The sequence below is a fragment of the Chryseobacterium sp. BGA-UO-ETr-SB22 genome (assembly GCF_059567885.1).
This window is the reverse complement of the sequence record NZ_JCAQOV010000003.1, coordinates 145,458-169,191: the sequence shown is the minus strand read 5'-3', so window position 1 is coordinate 169,191 and position 23,734 is coordinate 145,458. Positions and strand designations below refer to the sequence as shown.

The 23,734-nt window shown below is 36.4% G+C and carries 17 protein-coding genes and 1 tRNA gene; 9 read left to right on the top strand and 9 right to left on the bottom strand.

What is annotated here, in order from left to right; all coding sequences use genetic code 11:
- Positions 1–197: 197 nt before the first annotated feature.
- The 5 genes from AC57AW_RS02550 to map all read left to right on the top strand — a co-directional run bounded on the left by AC57AW_RS02550 (position 198) and on the right by map (position 10,467).
- The gene (locus AC57AW_RS02550) at positions 198–1,826 is read left to right on the top strand and encodes a T9SS type A sorting domain-containing protein (protein ID WP_496350724.1); all 1,629 of its coding nucleotides are present in this window, start codon (positions 198–200) and stop codon (positions 1,824–1,826) included.
- On the top strand, positions 1,826–4,924 hold the full coding sequence (locus tag AC57AW_RS02545) for an RHS repeat domain-containing protein (RefSeq protein ID WP_496350723.1): 3,099 nt from the start codon (positions 1,826–1,828) through the stop codon (positions 4,922–4,924). The genes AC57AW_RS02550 and AC57AW_RS02545 overlap by 1 nt, the downstream gene beginning before the upstream one ends.
- A gap of 5 nt (positions 4,925–4,929) precedes the next feature.
- Complete coding sequence (locus AC57AW_RS02540; RefSeq protein WP_496350722.1) at positions 4,930–8,508, top strand: DUF6443 domain-containing protein; 3,579 nt, start codon at positions 4,930–4,932, stop codon at positions 8,506–8,508.
- Between the two features lie 8 nt (positions 8,509–8,516).
- Positions 8,517–9,197: a hypothetical protein gene (locus AC57AW_RS02535; protein ID WP_496350721.1), complete on the top strand. Its 681-nt coding sequence runs from the start codon at positions 8,517–8,519 to the stop codon at positions 9,195–9,197.
- Between the two features lie 505 nt (positions 9,198–9,702).
- On the top strand, positions 9,703–10,467 hold the full coding sequence (gene map / locus AC57AW_RS02530; RefSeq protein ID WP_496350720.1) for a type I methionyl aminopeptidase: 765 nt from the start codon (positions 9,703–9,705) through the stop codon (positions 10,465–10,467).
- A gap of 306 nt (positions 10,468–10,773) precedes the next feature.
- On the opposite strand, the gene AC57AW_RS02525 is transcribed toward map, so the two are convergent.
- Positions 10,774–11,361 carry an FMN-dependent NADH-azoreductase gene (locus tag AC57AW_RS02525; RefSeq protein ID WP_496350719.1) on the bottom strand — a complete coding sequence of 196 codons (588 nt, stop codon included), beginning with the start codon at positions 11,359–11,361 and terminating at the stop codon, positions 10,774–10,776.
- A 194-nt stretch (positions 11,362–11,555) separates the two neighbouring features.
- Here AC57AW_RS02525 and AC57AW_RS02520 point away from each other — a divergent pair, with 194 nt between their 5' ends.
- Positions 11,556–13,088: a M20/M25/M40 family metallo-hydrolase gene (locus tag AC57AW_RS02520; protein WP_496350718.1), complete on the top strand. Its 1,533-nt coding sequence runs from the start codon at positions 11,556–11,558 to the stop codon at positions 13,086–13,088.
- 320 nt (positions 13,089–13,408) lie between these two features.
- Entirely contained in the window at positions 13,409–14,104 is a 696-nt protein-coding gene (locus tag AC57AW_RS02515) for a hypothetical protein (RefSeq protein ID WP_496350717.1), read from the top strand.
- Between the two features lie 118 nt (positions 14,105–14,222).
- On the opposite strand, the gene AC57AW_RS02510 is transcribed toward AC57AW_RS02515, so the two are convergent.
- Positions 14,223–15,140 (bottom strand): hypothetical protein, encoded by a 918-nt coding sequence (locus AC57AW_RS02510; protein WP_496350716.1) that lies wholly within the window; start codon positions 15,138–15,140, stop codon positions 14,223–14,225.
- A gap of 332 nt (positions 15,141–15,472) precedes the next feature.
- Here AC57AW_RS02510 and AC57AW_RS02505 point away from each other — a divergent pair, with 332 nt between their 5' ends.
- Positions 15,473–17,944, top strand: coding sequence for a TonB-dependent receptor domain-containing protein (locus AC57AW_RS02505; RefSeq protein WP_496350715.1), 2,472 nt, complete (start codon positions 15,473–15,475; stop codon positions 17,942–17,944).
- Between the two features lie 69 nt (positions 17,945–18,013).
- On the opposite strand, the gene AC57AW_RS02500 is transcribed toward AC57AW_RS02505, so the two are convergent.
- From AC57AW_RS02500 to AC57AW_RS02485, 4 genes are all read right to left on the bottom strand, one after another.
- Positions 18,014–18,748, bottom strand: a complete 735-nt coding sequence (locus AC57AW_RS02500) for a hypothetical protein (protein ID WP_496350714.1) — start codon at positions 18,746–18,748, stop codon at positions 18,014–18,016.
- Positions 18,749–18,936: 188 nt separating this feature from the next.
- On the bottom strand, positions 18,937–19,353 hold the full coding sequence (locus AC57AW_RS02495; RefSeq protein WP_496350713.1) for a hypothetical protein: 417 nt from the start codon (positions 19,351–19,353) through the stop codon (positions 18,937–18,939).
- 190 nt (positions 19,354–19,543) lie between these two features.
- Positions 19,544–19,630: transfer RNA gene (locus AC57AW_RS02490), tRNA-Ser, on the bottom strand.
- Positions 19,631–19,685: 55 nt separating this feature from the next.
- A complete protein-coding gene (locus AC57AW_RS02485) occupies positions 19,686–20,702 on the bottom strand; it encodes an asparaginase (protein ID WP_496350712.1) in 1,017 nt (338 codons plus the stop codon).
- A 162-nt stretch (positions 20,703–20,864) separates the two neighbouring features.
- Between AC57AW_RS02485 and AC57AW_RS02480 the strand changes: the two genes are divergently transcribed.
- Positions 20,865–21,545, top strand: coding sequence for a TrmH family RNA methyltransferase (locus tag AC57AW_RS02480; RefSeq protein WP_496350711.1), 681 nt, complete (start codon positions 20,865–20,867; stop codon positions 21,543–21,545).
- Between the two features lie 87 nt (positions 21,546–21,632).
- On the opposite strand, the gene AC57AW_RS02475 is transcribed toward AC57AW_RS02480, so the two are convergent.
- The 3 genes from AC57AW_RS02475 to tsaD are packed head-to-tail and all read right to left on the bottom strand — an operon-like array spanning position 21,633 to position 23,733.
- Entirely contained in the window at positions 21,633–22,328 is a 696-nt protein-coding gene (locus AC57AW_RS02475) for an RsmE family RNA methyltransferase (RefSeq protein ID WP_496350710.1), read from the bottom strand.
- Positions 22,325–22,720, bottom strand: coding sequence for a hypothetical protein (locus AC57AW_RS02470; protein WP_496350709.1), 396 nt, complete (start codon positions 22,718–22,720; stop codon positions 22,325–22,327). The genes AC57AW_RS02475 and AC57AW_RS02470 overlap by 4 nt, the downstream gene beginning before the upstream one ends.
- On the bottom strand, positions 22,717–23,733 hold the full coding sequence (gene tsaD / locus AC57AW_RS02465) for a tRNA (adenosine(37)-N6)-threonylcarbamoyltransferase complex transferase subunit TsaD (RefSeq protein WP_318848972.1): 1,017 nt from the start codon (positions 23,731–23,733) through the stop codon (positions 22,717–22,719). The genes AC57AW_RS02470 and tsaD overlap by 4 nt, the downstream gene beginning before the upstream one ends.
- Between the last annotated feature and the right edge of the window lies 1 nt (position 23,734).

Below are 23,734 nucleotides of genomic sequence, written 5' to 3'. Positions count from 1 at the left end.
TAATGCGACAAGTTTTGTCGTTGTCCAGAGATAATTTTGCATCAGGATAAGACACATAAAGATATTTATCATAATAATTTAATAATAAATAGTAAGATTTATGTTAAATCGCAACTTTGTGATTTTTATGTCTTAAAAAGTGTTAAATTCGCACAGTTTTCAATAAACTAATTACTAACTCAGAAAACAACATTGGAATGAAAAAATTCTCTATCGGTGCATGTACTTTATGCACAGTCTTGGGCATTTCTGCCCAAGAAGTGGTATGGCAGAAAGATATCAAATCCTCTACCCAGGATTTTCTTAGCCAGGTCACTACAACAATCGATCAGCAATATCTGATTACAGGAAGCTCTATACAATCTAAAAGCCAGTCGCAAGCTGCCAATAGCCAAAAGCAAAACAACGGTTATGATTTCCATCTTGTAAAACTAAATCAGCAGGGAAATGAAGTCTGGGAGAAATACTTCTCAGGACAAAATCATGATTACTTATCAGCTACTGTCACCACGCAGGATGGAGGATTTTTATTAGCCGGAACCTCTTATTCCGGAAAAGGATTGGATAAAAAAGAGGATTCCAAAGGAGGCTCAGATATCTGGCTGATCAGAATCAATGAATTTGGTGATGAATTATGGCAGAAAACCTTGGGAAGTTCTTCAGACGAAGAAGCAAGAGCGGTTATTCAAACGATAGATCTAGGATTCTTTGTCGCTGGTAACGTACAGAATTCTTCAAAAGGATATGGTTCAAAAGATGTCTGGATCACGAAATTGGATAAAGATGGAAAAGAACTCTCCCAATTAATTTTAGGCGGAAAAGGTTTAGACGAAGTGGAGAAGATGATTCCAACGAAAGATGGTGGAGCCTTACTGGGAATTTATTCCAGAAGCGGAGCTGTTAAAACAACTCATCAGCAATCAACGATCAATACTAACCTTCCGTCTGACAGACCTGTAACCCAAAACCTGCTCTCTGCAACCTCAAAGCAAAGCGACAATTTTGGTGAAGGCGACTACTGGATTGTCAAGTTAGACAAAAATGGAAAAGTAGAATGGGAAAAGAACTTTGGAGGAAAAGGAGATGATCATATCAGAACTCTTGCATTAACTTCAAATGGATTCATCATTGGTGGAGAATCCAGATCAGAAAGATCAGGAAACAAAACGGTTGGAATTGAAGAAGGAACAGACCTGTGGCTGATTTCTTTAAATGAAAGAGGAGACGAGCAGTGGCAGAAATCCTACAATTTCAAAAACAGAGATATCCTAATGGGAATGAGTGTAATTCATTCCGCAGATGACAAATCTTCCAAAGGAATTCTATTAGGTGGTTATACTCAGGCTGAAGGAAGAATACAAACTGATGATGAAACCTTCTGGATGCTCTATCTTGATCAGAATGGCAATGAACAGTGGAGAAAACACGTAAAAGGAGAATCCAGAAAGAAGGAAGAGAGACTTTCAGATTTAAAACTGAACAGAGATGGTTCAATTGTTCTAGCCGGAACCAGTGCAGAAGAGTTGGGTAAAGAAAACTGGAAGATCGTAAAGCTGGGAGACAAGCAGGTTGATCAGTTAATAGAAAAATACGACATCAAAATCTATCCAAACCCTGTTTCTGATTATGCTTATATAGAAATTGGCTTTGATTTTAAAGATGCTGATATTCTGTTGTATGATATGAGTGGAAAGCAGCTTCAAAGTATAAAAACAAAGAACAGAGTGACTAAGATTAATACTCAGGCTTTGGTGCAGGGAGCTTATCTGGTGACTATAAAAACAGATAACAATAAAACGGCGAATGCCAAATTAATCAAGAAATAATGAAGAAGATCATATTATTAGCAATTACATTGTCTGGTATTTTAGGCAATGCTCAATCTGCCAAAGACCTTACCAATCCATTTAATAAAAATACGAAAAGTCCTCAGGCCACAGATTTTATACGATATGGTAATATCCCTATTAAAAAGAACATTGGAGAACTTGATTTAACCATTCCTTTATTATCTATTCCTACTCAAAACGGAGATAAGATAGGGTTAGGATTAAGTTATAATGCTTCGGGTTTTATCCCTGATAAAAAATCAGGTATTGTAGGCTTTAACTGGAATTTGATGTCGGGAGGAGTTATTACAAGAAGCGTAGTAGGTGCAGCCGATGACCAAATAGGTTCACCTGAAACACTTAACGGCTATAATGGTAATTATGAGCATGGATACTTAGTGGGAATAAGACAGTTCGGCTCCAATACTTCTGCACTTCCTACAGATAATGATTTATTAACACTTAATCCCAGTAAATTATTTGTAGCAATAGACAACCAATCTGATGAGTTCTTTGAGGTAAGGTTAAATGGCTATCCCAATGCTAACCCCACTCGGTATGAAACAACATCAGATAAATATTCATTTAATTTTAATGGTATTTCAGGGAGTTTTTTTATAGCTCCTGATGGAAAAGTAGAAGTAGTAACCAATGAATCTCATAAACTGAAAGTAGACCTTTCAGGAATGAACTCTCAACCCTATACCAGTGTCTGTAGTCCGTTAAATGAATCCGAAATCATTATAACGGATGAGGTAGGAAATAAATACTATTTCGGAAAACAAAGTAAAAATTTAGAATATAATGTTTTTTTAGGAGGAAATGCAACAGGGAGTAATGCCCAAACTCCTGTAATCAGCAGCTGGTACCAATATAAAACAGAATATCAGAATGGGGATGTTTTAAAATATAATTACCAGGAAGATAATATTGCTCCCTATAATATTCATAGTAGTTTTTGTATTATGAATGACAATATGTTTTGGCATGGCAATCTGGCACAATATAGTGATTTGAAAAAGTTTTTAGATCTTCATACTATAGGTGATAGCAATTTTAAGCAAGTTTATAACTTAGTAAAGAAAGCTTACCTCTCAAATATTGAGTATAAGGATTATAAAATCATGTTCTCTTACTCTAATCAGGATAATCTTTATAAAAATGTAGCCATTACTGGTAGCCAGTTTGGAAAAGTACTTCAAAAGAAACTGGATAAAATACAGTTATATAATCAAACTAATCTGATCAATACAATAGATTTCGGATATGAAGTATACAACACCCAATTTCCAAGAATATTCCTTAAAACTGTAAAAGAAACAGGAAAAGAGCCCTATGAATTTTCGTATGATAACAGTAGTGCTGCTTATACACCAAGTCCTATCACTTTTGCTGTTGATTACTGGGGGTATTATAATGGAAAAACGTCTAACGATGCTGGTATACCTGTTATCTTTCCTGCGGTTAATTATTCAAGTAATGGAGATTATCAGTATACTTCAGATGTAAGGGAGCCTAATTTTTCCTATTCAAAGATGTATGCCCTGCAAAGTGTCAAATATCCTACTAAGGGAAGTTCTGTCTTTGATTACGAACCACATACCTATAGCTTTAGATTAGAAAGAAGATCAGATAATAGTTTTCTACCTAAGCTTTATTCAGTAAACGGTGTCGCTGGGGGGACAAGATTGAAGAAAATTTATGACTACGATCTTAATGCGAATCAAAATATCAGGGAATTTATATACACCAATGATATTGATCAGCCCTCAGGTATCCTTACGGAGTGGCCAAGATATTTTTTTACATATAATTACCAGTATGACGGTTCACTCTGTTCCGGAGGAGGCGGTTTTCTTCATTGTATGCCTTATACCGTTGATGGTGCAAAATATATTCAGACTGCTTCAGGTTACTCAAGAAGTTTAACGGAAGGAGCCGTTATCACTTATTCAAAAGTCATTGAAAAACTCTCAGGTAATGGTAGTACTACAGATTATTTTACAAGTTATATAGATAGGCCGGATGTTTATTTTGATAGTTCAGTACTGCTTACAGCAGGTAATTACAGCCCAATGCCAGCTGTTAAGAATCTTTTATTCATGCCTGCAAACAGAAGTATTGAAAGAGATAAACTCTCTAAAAGACTTATTAAAGATGAATCAGGAAAACTTCTGGAAGAACAGACCTATTTATATAATGAAGACCCGTCGAGGCTAGATAAGTATCATGTTTCAATGAATATATCAACGGCATGGCTGAACCCTTTAAGGAATTATTATTACAGTAACTTTATAACTTCTAATGTAACCAAAAAGTATTTTAATAATACTTTTTTAAAAACTGAAGTCAATTATTATTATGACAATCCTAGTCATAATATGCTGACCAAATCTAAAGAAATATCTTCTGACTTGGCCACATATGAGTCTACTTATAATTACGCTCATGAAAAAAGTAACCAGTTGATGATTGACAAAAATATGGTAGGTATTCCATTGGAAACAATTACCACGCAAACTATAGGAACAACTACTAAAACACTGTCAAGATCAGAAACGATTTATCCATTAAATCAATCTGAAGCCAATACAAAAACATCAGGATTGGTTTTACCTACTTCTGTATTATCTTATGATCTTCAAACCCCTACTTCAGCAATTACAGAAGTTACTTACGATAAATATGACTCTAAAGGAAATTTGCAACAATTCACCAATAAAAATGGAGTTTCGACAGTAATTATCTGGGGGTATAATCTAACTCAGCCTATTGCTAAAATAGAAGGTTCGAAATTAACAGATATTCAACAGTCCTTAATTGATTCGATTGTGGCAGCTTCCAATACTGATGCTTCTGCAGCAGCTAATAATGATGAAACTTCACTTTTATCTGTATTGAATGCATTCAGAAATAGTTTGCCAAACTATCAGATAACCACTTATACCTATGATTCGTTAATTGGTGTACGAAGTATCACTCCACCATCAGGAATCAGAGAAAACTATATCTATGATGTTGCAGGCAGGCTTGAAAAAGTGATTAATGTAGACGGAAAAGTTTTGAAGGAAATAAAATACAATTACAAAAACTAAAACTGATGAAAAAAATTATAATTCCAATAGTAGTATTGCTGTTATCCAACTTAACATATGGCCAGCTTTCCTCACTTCCTAATACTGAAAATTATATTCAGACTAAAACTTATCTGGACTATAATGGCACTTCACCCACAAAATCTTCAGAAACCGTTCAGTATTTTGATGGGCTGGGAAGGCCTAAACAGATTGTAGGTATAAAATCTTCCCCATTGGGAAGTGATGTTGTTACCCATATAGAATACGACCAGTTCGGGAGACAGGTGAAAGACTATCTTCCTGTTCCACAACAGGGTACGCAGAATGGTGTAATTTATACTTCCCCATTAAGCAATGCCACTCAGCCAGCCCTCTATGGTTCAGAGAAAATCTATTCAGAAAAAATTCTGGAAAACTCACCATTAGACAGGATTCAGCAGCAGACCCAGGTGGGTACAGCATGGAGTACAAAGCCGGTAAAATTTGAATATGCTGCCAATGCAGATGGCGAAGTTAAAAAATATACAGCCACTTTTAGCTATACCACTTTTGAATCTCAACTAACCTTATCAGGTTTCTACGGAACGGGTCAGTTATATAAAAATACGGTTACCGATGAAGACGGTAACCCAACCATTGAGTTTAAAAACGGACAGGGTCAGGTTGTATTAGTAAGAAAAGTAATAAGTGCTACAGAAAATGCAGATACATATTATGTTTACAATAATTATAACCAACTGGCTTATGTAATTCCTCCTATAGCTTCTGTACAGGCAGATCCCAATACTGTCCTTAATGATTTATGTTATCAGTATAAATATGATGGAAGAAACCGTTTAGTAGAAAAGAAGCTTCCTGGTAAAGGCACGGAATACATGGTGTATAATAAAGCGGATCAGCTTATCCTGACCCAGGATACAGTGCTTAAAGGAAAAGGGCAATGGCTTTTTACCAAATATGACCAGTTTGGAAGAACTGTTTACACTGGGATCACAAATAATACTGCCAGCAGGGCATCAATGCAAAACAGTGTTAATGCCAATGCGAATTTATATGAAACCAGGACTGCTACAGCGGGGCTGACCTTAAATGGCATGCCGGTATATTATACTAAGCTTTCAACTCCTACCAGTGTTACTCAGATCTTAAGCGTTAATTATTATGATACCTATCCTGCATATAGTTTTAATCCTGTACTACCAGCGAATACACCTGATATGACCGTCTTAACGGAAGCCCCTACCCCTGACGGTAGAAGTACCAAAGGCTTACCTGTGATGAGTTTTGTAAAAAATATTGAAGAAGATAACTGGACAAAGAACTATACTTATTACGATCAAAAGGGGAGGGTTATTGGAACTCATTCCATCAATCATTTAGGAGGTTATACCAGAACAGAATCCGAGTTGGATTTTACCGGAATACCAAAGAAAACGATTACTCTTCATAAGAGATTAGCGAATGAGCCTGGAGTTACCATCACAGAACGTTTTGACTATGATAATCAGAACAGATTACTGGTTCATAAGCATCAGGTAGATGATAAACCGGAACAAATCCTGACACAAAACAGCTATAACGAGATCTCACAGCTTACGAATAAAAAAGTAGGCAATAATCTTCAAAGTATTGATTATAATTATAATATCAGAGGCTGGCTGACTCATATTAATAAAGGCCAGATGATAGTTTCTGATTTAGGAGGAAAGCTATTTTCCTACGAAATCAAATACAATCAGATGAATGGAATAGAGAATCCTGATCCGGCATTATTTTCCGGGAAAAATGTAAAGGCGAAATACAATGGTAATATAGCAGAAGTAGACTGGAGAGCCGTAGAATCTATAGGAGCCAATCCTCCTATACAACCTAAGAGATACGGTTATGCCTATGATGCGTTGAACAGACTTACAGCAGGGTATTATCAAAATCCTGTGAACCCTTACAGCAAAGAACATACAGAATCCTTAGTGTATGACCTGAATGGGAATATAAAAAGCCTTTACCGTACTGCTGCTTTAGAAGGAAGTAATACAACTGCTACTGTCATTGATGAATTGGAATATATTTACGGAAATAATCTGACCAATCAGGTATCTGTCATTAAAGACCACAAAAATAATCCATCAGGATACGAAGGCGGAGGTGGTACTATCCAATATGACCTTAATGGAAACATGTGGCAGATGCTAGATAAAAACATCACCAAAATCACCTACAACTATCTGAACCTTCCCAATAAAATAGAATATGGGAATATGGGACTTTCGGGGATGCATAATTATCTGTACAGGGCGGATGGTATTAAGGTTCAGAAAAAGCTTCCTATGTTTGAATGTGGAATTATCAACTGTTATACTGTAACGCAAATCACAGATTATCTCGATGGATTTCAATACTATCGTAGTGAATCTGATAACAACGGTGGAGGTGGTATTGAAGGACTTCGTATGATCTCAGAAAAGTTGAAATATGCTCATGAACAACAGGCTTACAGTATAGGAAGTGGGATTGTCACCACAGATAGCCAGCAATTAAATACTCCTTTAGGAATAACTACAGTTAAGACTCCTCAGCTTATGTTTTTTCCTACAGCAGAAGGATTTTATGATTACGGAAAAGATCAGTATATTTACCAGTATGAGGATCATCTTGGAAATGCAAGGATAAGTTTCGCTAGAAACAGCGCAGGCGCTCTTGAAATCACAGATGCTAATGATTATTATCCATTTGGGATGAATCATCTGAAGACTGGAAACGCATTCTATGGACCGGGAAGTTATAAGAATTATAAGTACAACGGCAAGGAACTTCAGGAGACTGGGATGTATGATTATAATGCGAGAATGTATATGGCGGATATTGGTAGATGGGGGGTAATTGATCCAAGAAGCCAATACACTCATGAAGCTTATAGTTATGTTTGGAATAACCCAATTAGGTTTAATGATCCTACAGGTATGACGGGAGAATTAGCAACATGTCCCACTTGCCCAAATAAATCTGAATTTAAGCAATTCATTAATGATCAAAAGAATGAATATTTTTATGACAGTCAAACGAACGCCGTTTCAAAAGTAACCCAAATTGAAGAAGTTGTGGTTACTGGATCGAAGCCACTAAAGACAAATATAGCTGGACTTTCATTTACGAATCAAGCTTTTGCGCCAGCAATACCTATCGCAGCATATTTACTTGAAGCAGCATATTATGCATTAGTTAGTTATGCAGCTTGGGATATTGCAGATAGAGCTACAGATGCCATTAAAAATAGAAACATATATGGAGAAATCAATGAAGAAACACCTCCTAAAACATTTGAAATATTCCCAGATTTAGAACAGGAAACAGATATTAATGGTGTTCCCGTAGATGATAGTGGTATTATGAAACCTTTTGATGCGTCAATTCCACAAGAAAAATGGATGGATAATTTTGCTAAAACAAAAAAAGGAAAAGCTTCTGCAAGACAACAAGAAGTTCAGCATAAACAAACTGGAAACGGTAAATTAACGGGTGCAAAAAAAACAAAACATCAAAAAAGAAGACCTGGTGATTTAGGAGAGAAAAAGAGACAAAATCCAAATTGGAAACAACGATAAAATTTAAAATGAAAAACAAGTATATTGGTGTTACATTAATGTTCTATAAAGAAGAAAGCAACAAATATGTAGCAGTTCAATCTTCATATGTGCTTAAATTAAGTAACTATAAAGATTTTAAGAAAGATGTTAATGCTTTAGTAGATAAAATCATTAATAAAGAATATTTAAATTACATTTTCTTGGGGATAGCAGACCTTTATATTTCTGAAAAAGATGGAAAAGGGAAGTATCTGGGAAGAACTTCTTATTATAATTATAAAGAAATTAAACAAGCTAAAGCAATTACATTAAGTAAGAATAAGATTAATGAAATTATATGTAATAATCAGAAAGCTAAAAAATATAATATTGGGCTTGTTTATTTTAATAATGACTCTGATGGAGAAAAGTTTAATTCTACATTAATAATCTATTCACAAATAAAAAATGTTAAAAATTATGATGATTTATTGTTCTTTAACACTTTAAAATTTAAAAAAAAGATAGTAAAATTTTCTATAGAAGAACTAAAAATAGATGATTTGAAGCTTGTTGGATTTACAGATTTTTATCCAGTACAGAAAAAGGGGCTATTCAGTCTGGTTAGTACTTTTAGTAAACTAAGTGAGTTCAAAAAAAATGTCATAGAAGTTAAACAATTAAGAAAAAAATTTAATGATGTTCTTAGGGATTTTTCTTATTTATGATACTTATCTAATATTCCCCCGCTGGCACGAGCGTCTCGCTCGTGTCCACAAATATAAAACCCGCTACACAAAGCCCATGACTTTGTGTAGATAAAATAAAAAACCACTGCTTTTGCAGTGGTTTTGTTTTATAAAGGCCTTTGTACATCCTTATCAAAATACTGTGAATCACTTTATAAATAACCTCCAACCACCTAGAAAGTACCTTCAGGTCCTTTATAAAGTGGTTGGAGCCCTTTCGGAACAGACTGCGACGGCCTCCATACCGTTCTATAAGTCCCCTTACCCACTTATCAAAGTGGCTGGAGACCGTTAATGAATACCCTTTAGCCCCTTGTATAACTGGGTATACCCCTTACTTAAGGGGGTAGAGGAGGTTGGTGAAGGGGGGTGGAAGGATATTAAAGTACCTGATAATGCACGAATTTTAGGAATTAAAACAAATCATATCAGAATATTTTAATTTCCTAACTTTGTAGTTCTCAATAACAATCAAAACAAAACTATGTCAATCACCAACGAAGATCAGATGATCGGTATGCAAAAAGTAAGTGAAGCAGTTGCCTATACTTTGAAAAAGATGATGGAGTATGCTGAACCAGGCATGACCACAAAAGATCTTGATGAATACGGAGCCAAAATACTGGAAGGTTTTGGGGCAAAGTCAGCGCCTTATCTGACGTATGGATTTCCAGGCTGGACTTGCATCAGCGTGGATAATGAATTCTGCCATGGTATTCCGACAGATCAGAGGATTTTGAAGGAAGGTGATCTTATCAATATTGATGTGTCTGCCGAACTGGACGGATATTGGGCCGATAACGGTAGCTCTTTTGTCATCGGAAAAGATATTCATGGGCATCAGAAACTCGTGGAAGCTTCCAAAGATATTTTAAAGAAAGCCATTGACAATATAAAAGGTGGAGTGAAAATCGCGGACATAGGGCATTTAATGGAAACGGAGGCGAAGAAAAGAGGGCTTAAAGTTATTAAAAATCTTGCCGGACATGGAGTAGGCAGAAGTTTACATGAACAGCCCGATGAATTACTGAACTACAAAAACCGTTTTGATTCCAGAAGATTCAAGAAAAACTCTGTGGTGGCTATTGAAACATTCATTTCCACCGATTCCAATCTTGCTGTAGAATTAAAAGACGGATGGACAATGGTAGGAAATAAAGGCGGTTATATGGCTCAACACGAACACACCATTGTAATCACTGATGGAAAACCTATCATTCTAACCCACATGAACGAAATATTGAATTAAGCACAGATTATTCTTTTGTGATTTGTAAATTACAAAGACACCAATTTCGATAAAAAATATTTTTAGGCGCAAGATTTTATCATCAAGTCCTTGCTGAAAATCTTTGATTTTCTTGCGCCTTAAAATATACATCAGGATAAAAAAACTTTGCGCCTTTGCGTTAAAAACAAAATAATAGCATTACTGGAATCACAAAGCTTCATCCAATCAACTTGTTGATTCCTTCTTCGCTCCCTTATATTCAGTATTAACAATAAAAAACTTTGCGTTTAAAAAAATCTTCTTTTAAGACATTTGTGGCTAGAATCAAAAACCTTTCAGAATACCTTCATAATCCGCTGTAAAACCACTCTCCATAGTCCCTTCAATACGATACGTTTCCACATCGGTAATTCCCGTATAACTTCTAAAAACGTCTTTAATATAAGCAGAAATATAATCCGGAGCACCCTCAGCACTTCTGCCACCGGAAGCAACCGCGAGATATACTTTTTTACCCTTAAACTGGCCAACACGATTCCACTGTTCATCAAAAATATAAGTCACTCCCGCCCGGATCAGCTGATCCAGCCATGCTTTTAAAGGAGTGGAAATTCCCAGGTTAAACACAGGAGTTCCAATCACAATAATATCTGCTTGGTGCACTTCATCCACAATCGTATTGGCATATGAAAGAAGCTGTTTACTTTGTTCATCATATAATCCCGGATGCTTATAAAACTCATGAATAGACACTTCATCTGCATGAGGTGGAGTGTCTTTAACCAGATCCCGTACTGTAATGTTGTTGATATTACCTTGTTGTAAAAGTCTTTCTAAGATGAAAGAACTCAATTTATTACTATAAGACAGTTCTCCTCTTGCGCTGGAAATAATGTGCAGAATATTCTTCATACTTTTATTTTTTTGTTCTTATGACGATCTGATTTTCATAATGGGGACAGGTGTATTGTACTTTTTATCAGTTTAAAATTTGACAAAACAGTATTCAATAGTTTTTGAGACTGAAAAAGCCAGTTTTAAATTGTTAAACCATAAATACTTTGCTATATTTATAGGATTAAACCACTTCGCAAAACTTATCTGCTATGAAAAAAGTTCTTTTAATCCTTCTGGGAATCATTGTCATTCTGGCTGCTGTTGTCTTGATTAAAACGTATACCTATCCGTTTAAAAAAAATAATACAGGAGCAGGCGAAGGATGGAAACCCATTAAAAATGATTCTGCAGTGATGAGGTTGTCGGGAGGAATAAAGGTTCACACCGTTTCTACAGGAAGTTTGGGTGAATTCGATTATGCACCGTTTGATCAGTTCAAAACTTACCTGAAAACCTCGTATCCATTAGTATATCAGAATACGGAAAACGTTGAGGTGAATCAGTACGGATTGGTGTTCAGGCTTAAAGGAAGCAATCCTGCTTTGGAGCCCATCTTATTTCTTTCCCATATGGATGTTGTTCCTCCGGGAGATGCCGATATAAAAAATAATGAAGAAAATATATTCCGTCCAGATGATAAACCGGCAGAACCTGTTGCAAAAGTAGCAGAAGACTGGGATTTTGCTCCCTTTTCCGGAGCTGTAGCGAATGGAAGGATCTATGGAAGAGGAGCAATAGACATGAAAGGAATGCTATTTTCCTTAATGGAATCTATGAATTCTATGATTAAAAACAAACACATTCCACAACGCGATATTTATCTTGCTTTTGGTTTTGATGAAGAAGTAGGCGGACAAAAAGGAGCGATTCAGATTGCAGATTATTTTAAGAAAAAAGGATTGAAGTTTGATGCCGTTTATGACGAAGGCGGATTGATTATGCGAAAAGGAAATGTGGCAGGGATAGATACTGATGTTGCTGTAGTAGGTTGTGCTGAGAAAGGATTTCTTTCGGCAAAAATTAAAGTAAAAGGATTGGGTGGACATTCTTCTATGCCTCCAATGGAAAGTGCTATCGGAAAAGCAGCTGTGATTATGCAGCGTTTGGAAGACAACCAAATGAAACCTGTGATCACCCCGTTAATCAAAGAGTTTTTTAATAATATAGGAGGTGAAATGCCTTTTACAACAAGAATGGCACTGGCTAATCAATGGCTTTTAAAACCGGTATTAATTTCACAACTTACTAAAAATAATACAACCAACGCATTGGTAAGAACAACGACTGCCCTGACGATGATGAAAGGGAGTGATGGTACCAATGTGCTTTCTCCTGAAGTAGAATTTGTTGTTAATTTCAGATTACTTCCTGGAAATTCAGTAAAGGATGTACGCGATCATATTGCTAAAGCAACTGAAGGTTTCGATGTTGAGGTAGAAGAAATTGACAATACAAGAGAAGCTTCTGCAATTTCTCCGACCAATACAAAAGCCTTTAAAATGATAGAAGCCGGAGTCAAGGAAATACATCCCGGAGCTATTGTCACTCCATACCTTACGATGGCAGGAACTGATGCTGGAAAATATGAGATTGTAAGTAAAAATGTTTACAGATTCATGCCGATTAAGATCAACAGTGCAGAACAGCAAAGTATTCACAGCACCAATGAATATCTCAGTATCGAAAACTACCAGAAAATGATTCACTACTTTGAGTATGTGATGAAGAATTATGATAAGTAGTTCGGGGTACGGGATCTAGGGATAATGCATACTATTAAACGCAGAGTTCGCGAAGTTTTCTATACTATCTTATTATTTTTTCGATCGCAAAGGCGTTTCACTCAGCAATAGATTGGAATCTTAGCTTAATGAAATGCCTTTGTGAACCAATAAGCTTTATCTATTAATAAGCCTTGCGATCCTTAGCGTTAAAATCATATTCACTATTGACTTTGCGAAACAAAATTGACTCCTGACCAAAAAATAATTTACGAAAAATATATTACGTCAAGTTTTGTCGCATTACGGATATAGCTTTGTCATATCAAAATTACAGAGCTATGGAATTGCCATTTTACTTAAACTTTAACGACTTTGAAAGTAATTATTACGATAACCTTGAAAAATGGTTTGAAGAATATCATAATACCAGCGAAACAGACTATCTGAAAGCTCTTGCTGAACTTTACAGTCCATATGTCTATTATAATTTTACAGATGATATGCTAAAGCCGGATGCTTCCATTGAAGTGAAAGACTGCTTTTTTCCTTATCATGAAAAAATCGGGATCTCATTCTGTATCGATTGTGAAAACGGAACTTCTCCATCCAATGGAATGAACCAGGTTTTTGAATTTAAAAATATTTCCATGATGGAGTATGCCCAGCATATTCTGGATAAGATCAATAAGTTTTGTTCTAAAAATGCCAATGCTTTGGATGGTACCAAAAATATTCAGGATTATATTAATCATTATGCTGTTATTACCTCTATGGAAGGAGTAGGATATTGTATTAGCTACAACCGTCATCAGAAGGCCATTCCTTTTTTGAAAGCTTACCTGCCATATTATGGTCAGACGGTGAGTATGGCGGTATACAGAGACTTTCTTTTTTCTGTTGTCCAGATTGCCGAATTCATAGATCAGAAATTAAAGACGGTACACGCTTTTAAACAAACTATTTATGCCCGTTCAAGAGCTGAAGCCAAATTCAATGTCCAATTGAGCCGCCAGTTTCTGACATTGTGCAACTAAAATTTTACACCAAACATTCATACTTAATTATATTGCAGAGAAACTTATGTTTCAAACAAAAATCCCGGTCAGTGATGACTGGGATTTTGTATGTGATGGTATAGAATTATTCTTTTTACTATTTCTTTCTGTATGGAATATTCCAGATCAGGTCTGCCGCCAGGTAATGGACTCCTCCATGATGAATACTTCTGCTGTCTCTGATCAGATCATCCATATATCCTATATCTACGGTAAAAGGAGAGTTGGGGATTGTAAACATATAATAAGCTGCAATTCGCATTTCACGATACCCGAAAGAACCCCATTGCGGATCAGGTTCATTGAGATGGCTGATGGAAAACAGTGCTTCTGCGCTCAGTGCAAGTTTCTGATTGTTTTTAGGAGATAAATTATAAGTTAATTGGCTCTTGATACGCGTTCTGAATTGAAAATCTTCCTCTACTTGATGAAAGTCTGCATCAAAAAACTTCCTGAACTCCTGGCGCACCGTATTTTTTAGTTTCCATTTCTTTCCAAGGTCAAAAGTATAGGCATATCTTCCGTAAACTCTGAACTCCTGTTCCGTATTTTCTTTATCATAAGGAGCGGTGCTTTCGTACTGTGGCTGCCGGCGGTAGCTTAATGCATAACTATACTGCTGGTGTGGTGCAAAAGAATGATACACTTCGTGATTTAAGACAATGATAGCTTGTTTTGAAAATAAATTATGATTATCCGGACTGCTTTTTCTTCCGATAGCAACATAACTTAACGCTTGCTTCTTTCCCAAAGAATCCAGCTGTCGTTTGACTCCAAAGGCAGACCAGAATGCATTATTGGCATCTCCCAATCCGGGTGGACTGATCTGTGCTTTTAAGGTTGAGCCTGCACAGCCCATTAAAAATAATCCTGCAAAAAGTTTCTTTACGCTCAGCATCATGGATAACTGCTTTATTGTTAGTTTTAAATGACTGCGAAACCATGAGGTGGGTAAAAATACCATTGATACGCAGAGAGAATACTTCAAGATCTCAAAATTATAGGCTTTACTCATAAAATGTTTATTCAAAAACTTTTATTACTGTTTAAAAACAAGACAAAATAAAAGCTTGATTTGGGATAGATTTAGGAATGAATTTTCTGAATCAAAATAATGATTGTGGATAAAATGTGAATAACTTGTGGAAAAGTGGATAACTCATGAATTGAGATAAATCCAACTTCCTTGTAATAGGCTGTATGCTATTGTTTTAATACTTCAATTTTCAGAACGAAATAATATCACTTAAAATTTATTTAGAATAGTTTAAATTAATTTTGTGAGAGAATTTGTTAATCCTTTATTTTGCACTTTTATTTATAATTATTTTAAATAAGGCTGGAAAAATGATACAATCAAATGAATGTATGCTCTCATCAGGGCATATGAATCATTCTGGAACTACTCCCCAAAATGATATACCTACCCATCACAACATACAATGGTCTAAGCAGCTGCTCATCCTTTTCTTCTCGTTTCTGAGCTTTGCAACGCTGTATGCACAGGACTTGCATGGAGGAATAACCGGGAAAGTGAGTATGGTAGACGGACAGCCGCTGAGAGCAATATCAGTCTCATTACTTGAAACAGATCGACAAACCCTGACAGATGATGAAGGGAATTATCATTTTGAAAACCTTAATGCGGGTTCTTATACCCTAAAATTACAAATTCTGGGAAGTAAAGAAATCCGTCTTCCAGTTGAGGTTAAAACAGGAGAAGATACAAAGCTGGATTATCAGCTTACCAAAGAAAATATTCAGGCGATACAGGAGGTGGTTATCATGAAAAATACCAACAGGTTTTCCAAGAAAGAAAGCGGATTTGTAGCAAGATTACCCTTAAAAAACTTAGAAAATCCACAAGTATACAATACCGTTACAAAAGAACTTTTTCAGGAACAGGTTGCTGTAGATCTGGGAAGTATTTCTAAAAATGTACCGGGAGCAGGAGTGCCTATGATTGCCAACCAGGGAAGGGTGACATTCCGCTCAAGAGGATTCGAAACAGAACCTAATGCAAGAAATGGAGTGGCAGGAGCCGCATTTTCAGTGATTGATCCCGTAAACCTTGAACGTATAGAGGCTATCAAGGGACCGTCAGCTACATTATTCGGGAAAAGTGTAGCCAGCAGCTACGGTGGAGTCTACAACAGAGTGACGAAAAAACCTTATAATAAATTTGGCGGTGAAGTTGGCTATGTGGGAGGAAGCTGGAGCTATAACCGATTGACAGTAGATGTGAATACTCCTGTTAACAAAGATAGAACTGCTCTTTTTCGTCTTAATGCCGCTGGAACTTTTGAAAAGAGTTTTCAGGATCTTGGGTTTACCAATTCTTTAGCGATTGCACCTAGTTTCTCTTACCAGATCAATGATCGTATGTCGCTTCTTCTTGATGTAGAATTTAATCAGGCAAAAGGAACATCCGTTGTCCGTTTTAATCCTTATACAGGAAGTAACAAAACTCAGTCTATTGCAGATATGAAGTTTCCGTATTATAAAAAATTCTTAGGAGATGATCTGGCGTATGAAACGCAGATGATGAATATCTTTGCCCAGCTGAACTATAAAGTTTCAGAAAACTGGACTTCCCAGACCATCTTATCGCGTGCAAGATCAACAATCAAAGGATATATTTCTGCGATTAACGGAAAGACAGACTCTACAGCAAGTGCTCAGGTAATGGTAGGAACAACTTCATTTATTGCCACGAACATCCAGCAGAACTTCATCGGAGATTTTCATATCGGACGTTTCAGAAACAGAATGGTTGTAGGATTGGATTATTATAACAATTCCAATCACTTCGACCGTTACCATACCAATACCAAAGTATTCAATTTTGTTCACCCTTCAGCGGATTTCAGAGTGAATCAGAATATCATTGATGCGCTTACAGCAACTTCTGCTTTCAGAAAAGAAAACAATAGCGATAATACCTATGCTGCGTATGTATCGAATGTATTCAATATCACAGACCAGCTTATGGTGATGGCTAGTTTGAGAGTAGACAGGTTTCAGTTTAAAGGAGTCTATGATATCACCACAGGGGAAATTAAAGGAGGTTTAAGCAATAGTGGAACCCAGTCAGGTCCCTATGGACAGACCGCTTTTTCACCTAAGATGGGAATCGTTTACGAAATACTGAAAAATAAAGTTTCCTTGTTTGGAAATTATATGAATGGTTTCAATAATGTAAGCGGTGTTGATATCAATGGAAATACATTCAGACCGGAATATGCCAATCAATTGGAATTTGGAGTGAAGGCGGATATTTTCAATCACAGACTGGTAGGAACCTTAAGCTATTATAACATTCGTGTAGATAATATTTTGCGAACCAACCCTGATGATGTCAACTATTCAATACAGGACGGAACGCAGCTAAGCAAAGGAATAGAAGCCGAAATTACTGCCAATCCGTTTGATGGGTTCAATATTGTGGCAGGATATGCTTATAATGACAGTAAATATACCAATGCTAATCCTTCTGTTGACGGGTTAAGACCTGCATTGTCAGGTCCTGCTAATATGTATAACTTCTGGATCAGCTACCGGATCTCTGAAGGAAAATTAAAAGGCCTTGGAATAGGTGGAGGAGGAAATATGGGTTCATCTTCTTATCAAACCAATACACAAACAGCTAAAGTGATCATTCCATCTTATAAAATGTTTGATCTTGGGATTTTCTATGATCAGCCAAAATATAGAGTAGGATTGAAATTCGATAATATAACCAATGAAAAAGCATGGTCTGTACGTTTGACACCGCAGGCTCCGGCACGTTTTCTTGGAAGTGTTTCCTTAAAGTTTTAAATAATTATTATAATTGGAAAAATCCAGGACTTAGGTTCGGGATTTTTATTTTTTATGATTAAGATAAGATCAGTTGATCCAAAGGCAGTAATTATTCCGGTAACGAATTTTTCCATAAGAATTCCCCTGAAAAGTTCCCGGAGTAGTATCATTCCAGTCCTGTCGGATTACATACAGCCCTGAAAGAGTGGGTTTAAATACTGCCTGATGATTTTCATCAACAGAAATGTTTTTCTCCCAGTTTTCGGGGTTAAATATCCTGATGGCCGTTCCTTTTTCAACAGGTTTCCTATTTCTGTACGGAGAAATAGTATAAATGCCATTTTTTTCCTGAAGAAGAATATCCATGAACTGAGCAGGCGATACCATTTCCGAAGGTTTCCCTACATGATAAGCACTACATATAAAATCAATGGGGCGTACATTTTCGTCAGGATTCTTAGAACGAAGAAGAACAGGAAGTTGGTCATTCATGCCTAAAATCCGGTAAGTTCCCTCGCTGTCAGGTGTGAAAGTTCCTTCCCAGTGATCTTCTTTCATTTGCAATTCAAGTGTTGATTTTTCTCCCTTGGTATTAAGTATAAAAAAGCGGAAGTTTTTGATTTCATTAAATTCCGGTCCAGTGGTTCGGTGGCGATCACTAAGATCATCAATAAAACCATAAAAAACCTGAACTTTTACAGGGTGTTTTAATTTTCCCGATCCGTGAATTTCCATCCAGTAGGCACTGGCTTTCGCCAATTGCGGGAATAGAAAGAACGTTGAAAATAATAGCAATGAGAATACTGTCCTGAATTTATACATGTTGAAAAGTCCTGTTTGAATAAGCGAATGTAGTGAAAAAGGGAACAAACAAATTTCTAAATTCAATAGTTTTCTCATCATCCAGCATTAAAAAATGTTTTGATACGCTTCTGTCCGGAGAATAGTAAATTGCCACAGTATGCAAAATACTGTGGCAATCTGGTTTTATGGACTGGTTTATTTATATTTTAGTTTTGCCCTGTCTTACACATGGCATCCCATGTTGTCCAAAAGTGGGCATTAATAGCGCCGATAGGAGGATTGGTGCTGTCTGCAACAATACCTACCATTGATGCACAGTTAGAATTACAGCCTATTTCATTATGGCTTCCGTTTTGAGGCGGAATCTGGCGCCATGTACCGGTAGATCCGCTTAGTAATTCTACTTTAATCTCAAAGATCCCTGAAAGATTGGGAGTCTGAATTTGTTTGGTTGGATTTTCACTGGAAATGGTATCGCTCCAATTTCCCTGTGAGAATGTTACACGCCATGTGGATATCATTCTGGCAGTGTCGTTTTGAGGTGAAAGGTATACCCAAAACTGTGCTCCGTTTCCAAGTACGAGTTGACCTGAAGAATTTACATTTACACTTGTTGATGTCATATTGATCTGGATTTTAGTTGATTAGATTGTAGTTCAAAGTAACGAAGAACAAGGCAGATGTTGTATAGTATAAATTACCAATTATGTTTTTGAGTATAAATACTTATGAAGTAAAGAATTGAATATGAGTAAAGAATTTTAACCAAAAAATAAGCCTGTGCTTCATTAGCACAGGCTTTAATTTTCTTTGCAGAGAGGAAGGGATTCGAACCCTCGATACAGTTACCCGTATACTACCTTTCCAGGGTAGCTCCTTCAACCACTCGGACACCTCTCTTTTTGAGATTGCAAAAATAGTGTAATTTCTTTAATATCCAAATTATTCTTGCAATTTAATCCGTAATTTCTCCACAAAGGCTTCTGGTGAAATTATCGGCGAAGCTTCCCGGGTAGCTTGGGTTATCAATAAGGTGCATTGCTTTAGTAATAGCAGTTTCTGCCGTCATATCTCTTCCGCTGATCGCTCCTATTCTGGAAAAAATATTACTGTTTTCATACTTTCCAAACGAGATACCTCCTGAGATACACTGGCTTACCACCACAATTTCAGTTCCGTTATTTCTGATTTCCTGAAGCGTATCCTGAGTTTTTGCACTGCTGAAAATGGTTCCGGAACCAAAAACCTGGAGAATAAGAACCTTCATTTTAGGGATTTCTCTGAAATGACTTAAGTGCATTCCCGGAAAAATTCTCCAGAATAAAACATCTTCAGAAATATGTTCATCTACATGGAATTCTACTTCAGGGTCACAACGGAAAAGGTTATCTTTAAGAATATTCAAATGAACTCCGGACTGTCCCAGAATAGGGTAATTGGGACTTGCATAAGCATCAAAGTACTCGGCAGAATATTTCAAGGTTCTGTTTCCTCTTAATAATTTATATTCAAAATAGATGGCAACCTCCTGAATGACTGCTTCATCATTCTCATAAAGGCTGGCATAATAAAGGCTGGTCAGAAGATTTTCCTTAGCATCTGTCCTCAGATCACCAATCGGAAGCTGAGAACCGGTCATGATCACGGGCTTTCTTAATCCTTTTAACATGAAGCTTAATGCTGATGCCGTATAAGACATAGTATCTGTCCCGTGAAGAATCAGGAATCCGTCGTAGTCATTATAATTTTTAAGAATATAATTGGCGATGATCTTCCATTCCTCAGGTCCCATATCTGATGAGTCCAGTGGTTTGGCGAAAGGATGAACAAAGACTTCACATTCCATGAGCTTCATTTCAGGCATCTTTTCAAATATATTACCAAAATCAAAGGCACGGAGACTTCCGGTTTCATAATCTTTTTCCATTCCGATGGTTCCACCGGTATAGATGAGCAGGACTTTTCGCTTCATGTACTATTTTTAATTAAGAATTGGAGCCCGATTAGGGTTCATAGGTCAAAATTACGTTAATTTGCAAAGATTTGAAAATGAATGGAACGCTTAGATCAAAATTTTACAAAAATAAGATGGTAATTGTAGGTGTTACATTGGGCTATTGGAAAAAATAATTAAATGCAGATGAGTGATTTAGCACAGACTTATGAATATTTAAAACAGTTTTTAACCGAAGAAAGACTGGCTAAAATTGAACATTTTTCGAAGGAAAGTTCAGACTTTGTACTTCCGGTTGTAGAAGATGTCTATCAGTTTAGAAATGCAGCGGCAATTGTACGCTCTGTGGAGGCTTGCGGCTTTCATAAAGTAGTCGCTTTGCAGGAAGAATACAGTTTTGAGCCCAACCTTCGGGTGACAAAAGGCGCAGATACCTGGGTTGAAGTAGAGAAACTTCCCCGAAATATGGAATCCTTCCAGAGTATTAAAGACAGAGGATATAAAATTGTGGTGGTTTCATTGGAAAATAATGCTAAAATGCTGCCTGAGTATGAAATCACGGAACCCATTGCTTTAGTTTTTGGAACGGAGATGGAAGGGGTTTCTCAGGAGATCTTAGACTTTGCAGATGAAACACTGGCAATTCCGATGTATGGTTTTACAAGAAGTTTTAATGTTTCCGTAGCCGCTTCAATCTGTATGTATGAATTGAAACAAAAGCTGATCAAATCTGATATTGATTACAAACTAGACGAAGAAAAGCTTTTAAGAATGAAAATCCTCTGGACGGTAAATTCAATCAGAAGCGGACAGCAGATCTTTGATAAATATCTGAAAGAAAACAATATTGATTGGAAATAATTGATACAGGAATAAAAAAAAGAGAAGGTTTACGAACCTCCTCTTTTTTTATGAATAGCTGAAAATTATAGTTTCTCAGTTGTGTGTCTATATCATATTATAATAATTCCATGCTGCTACAAAAACTCCTGCAGTTTCCGTTCTCAGTCTTTGATTTCCAAGAGAGACAGCTTTTATTCTATTTTCTGCCAGAAATGCAATTTCCTTTTCAGAAAAATCACCTTCAGGACCTATTAAAAAGGTAAGCTGTTTCAGCTGAGGAATATTTTTAAGCTCAATTCTTTCCAAATTCTCATGACAGTGTGCTACAAACGTATGTTCTGGTTCAATATTTTTCAGAAAGTCTGTGAGTTTTATCGCATCATTGATGACCGGAAAATGAAATCTCAGACTCTGCTTTGATGCAGCAACAGCCTGTTTTCGGATTTTATCAATATTAATATTTTTACGCTCCGTTTTCTCGGTTACAATAATACTGATCTCCGAAATACCCATTTCCACCGCCTTCTCCACAAAGAACTCAATCCTGTCAATATTCTTGGTAGGAGCAATCGCAATATGAAGTTTGGGGATAAATTCCGGGAGATTTTCTTTGATCTCAGAAACTATAATACTTGCTTTTTTACCTTCTATAAACAGTTTTCCGGAAGCCAATTTTCCTTTTCCATCCGTCACATGAATCTCTTCACCATCTCTCATACGAAGTACTTTCACAATATGCTGCTGTTCTTCGTCATTGATGATGACCTGATCATCTGTTATTTCTCCGTAAAATAGTTTCATATATCCTGAGTTAAGAATGCAACTCCTGTTTTTATAGTCGTGTAAATATCTGTATCACAATCACGGTAAGAACACATGTATATTTCTTCAATCCAGATGTTGTTAATAAAAATCAGATTTAAATATTCCTGCTTTCTCAAATTATTTTTGATCGATAAATAATCTCCTTCCTTTGGAGTATATGGAAAACTGAAAAGATGCTCAGAATTTATTTTTTTTATAATTTCCTCTTTTATATCCTGAATATATCCTGTCTCAGAACTTGATGGAAAGTAATCTAAAGCGTTTTCCGCATCTTTATTTTTTCCTGTAACCGTTTCTAATACCCAATAATATTTTGAGTTCTTTTTAGAATGCGTTCCCAGTATTTTTTCTTCTAAGAGTATTTTCATAAATCGTATTTTGCTGTTGCAGAAGTTCTCAAATCTGTAAATTCACCTCTTTCAAACTTCAGTTTCGCTACCATGGCGATCATCGCAGCATTGTCTGTTGTATACTCAAACTTAGGAATGAAAATACTCCAGCCCAGCTTTTCTTTGTTATCTTCCATTGCTTTTCTGAGCGCAGAATTGGCCGACACACCGCCTGCAATAGCAACTTTATTGACGTTAAGATCTTGGGCTGCTTTTTCAAGTTTGTTCATCAGGATTTCAATGATAGACTTCTGTACAGATGCACATAGATCATTGAGATTTTCCTTAATGAATTCCGGATTTTTTCTAACTTCTTTCTGAATGAAATACAATACTGAAGTTTTAATACCGCTGAAGGAATAATCATAATTCTCCAGCTTCGGTTTGTTGAATTTAAAAGCATCAGGATTCCCTTCCTTGGCAAGTCTGTCGATAATTGGTCCGGCTGGGTAGTCGAGGTCAAAAATCTTTCCGATTTTGTCAAATGCTTCTCCTGCGGCATCATCGATGGTTTTTCCGATGATTTCCATATCAAAATAGTCTTTTACCAATACAATCATCGTATGTCCGCCACTTACTGTAAGGCATAAGAATGGAAAGGTAGGCGGCACAGGATTTGCATCTTCGATGAAATGGGCCAGAATATGGGCTTGAAGGTGATTTACTTCAATTAAAGGAACGTTGAGACTCATAGCCAAAGACTTGGCAAATGATGTTCCTACAAGAAGAGATCCTAAAAGTCCGGGTCCTCGTGTAAATCCTATAGCTGAGATTGCATTTTGTTGTATATTTGCTTTGGAAAAAGATTTTTCAACAACGGGAATAATATTTTGCTGATGGGCCCGTGAAGCCAATTCAGGGACAACACCACCATATTCTTTGTGGATGGCCTGGTTCGCGGCAATGTTTGAAAGAATAGAATTTCCCTTGATGATAGCTGCTGAGGTGTCGTCGCAGGACGATTCAATACCTAAAATTATAGAGTCGCTCATA

Coding starts and splice junctions, on each gene's coding strand:
- AC57AW_RS02550 (WP_496350724.1), top strand. CDS start 198: ATGAAAAAATTCTCTATCGGTGCATGTACTTTATGCACAGTCTTGGGC.
- AC57AW_RS02545 (WP_496350723.1), top strand. CDS start 1,826: ATGAAGAAGATCATATTATTAGCAATTACATTGTCTGGTATTTTAGGC.
- AC57AW_RS02515 (WP_496350717.1), top strand. CDS start 13,409: ATGGAATTGCCATTTTACTTAAACTTTAACGACTTTGAAAGTAATTAT.
- AC57AW_RS02520 (WP_496350718.1), top strand. CDS start 11,556: ATGAAAAAAGTTCTTTTAATCCTTCTGGGAATCATTGTCATTCTGGCT.
- map (WP_496350720.1), top strand. CDS start 9,703: ATGTCAATCACCAACGAAGATCAGATGATCGGTATGCAAAAAGTAAGT.
- AC57AW_RS02500 (WP_496350714.1), bottom strand. CDS start 18,748: ATGTATAAATTCAGGACAGTATTCTCATTGCTATTATTTTCAACGTTC.
- AC57AW_RS02505 (WP_496350715.1), top strand. CDS start 15,473: ATGATACAATCAAATGAATGTATGCTCTCATCAGGGCATATGAATCAT.
- AC57AW_RS02540 (WP_496350722.1), top strand. CDS start 4,930: ATGAAAAAAATTATAATTCCAATAGTAGTATTGCTGTTATCCAACTTA.
- AC57AW_RS02475 (WP_496350710.1), bottom strand. CDS start 22,328: ATGAAACTATTTTACGGAGAAATAACAGATGATCAGGTCATCATCAAT.
- AC57AW_RS02510 (WP_496350716.1), bottom strand. CDS start 15,140: ATGAGTAAAGCCTATAATTTTGAGATCTTGAAGTATTCTCTCTGCGTA.
- AC57AW_RS02535 (WP_496350721.1), top strand. CDS start 8,517: ATGAAAAACAAGTATATTGGTGTTACATTAATGTTCTATAAAGAAGAA.
- AC57AW_RS02525 (WP_496350719.1), bottom strand. CDS start 11,361: ATGAAGAATATTCTGCACATTATTTCCAGCGCAAGAGGAGAACTGTCT.
- tsaD (WP_318848972.1), bottom strand. CDS start 23,733: ATGAGCGACTCTATAATTTTAGGTATTGAATCGTCCTGCGACGACACC.
- AC57AW_RS02480 (WP_496350711.1), top strand. CDS start 20,865: ATGCAGATGAGTGATTTAGCACAGACTTATGAATATTTAAAACAGTTT.
- AC57AW_RS02495 (WP_496350713.1), bottom strand. CDS start 19,353: ATGACATCAACAAGTGTAAATGTAAATTCTTCAGGTCAACTCGTACTT.
- AC57AW_RS02485 (WP_496350712.1), bottom strand. CDS start 20,702: ATGAAGCGAAAAGTCCTGCTCATCTATACCGGTGGAACCATCGGAATG.
- AC57AW_RS02470 (WP_496350709.1), bottom strand. CDS start 22,720: ATGAAAATACTCTTAGAAGAAAAAATACTGGGAACGCATTCTAAAAAG.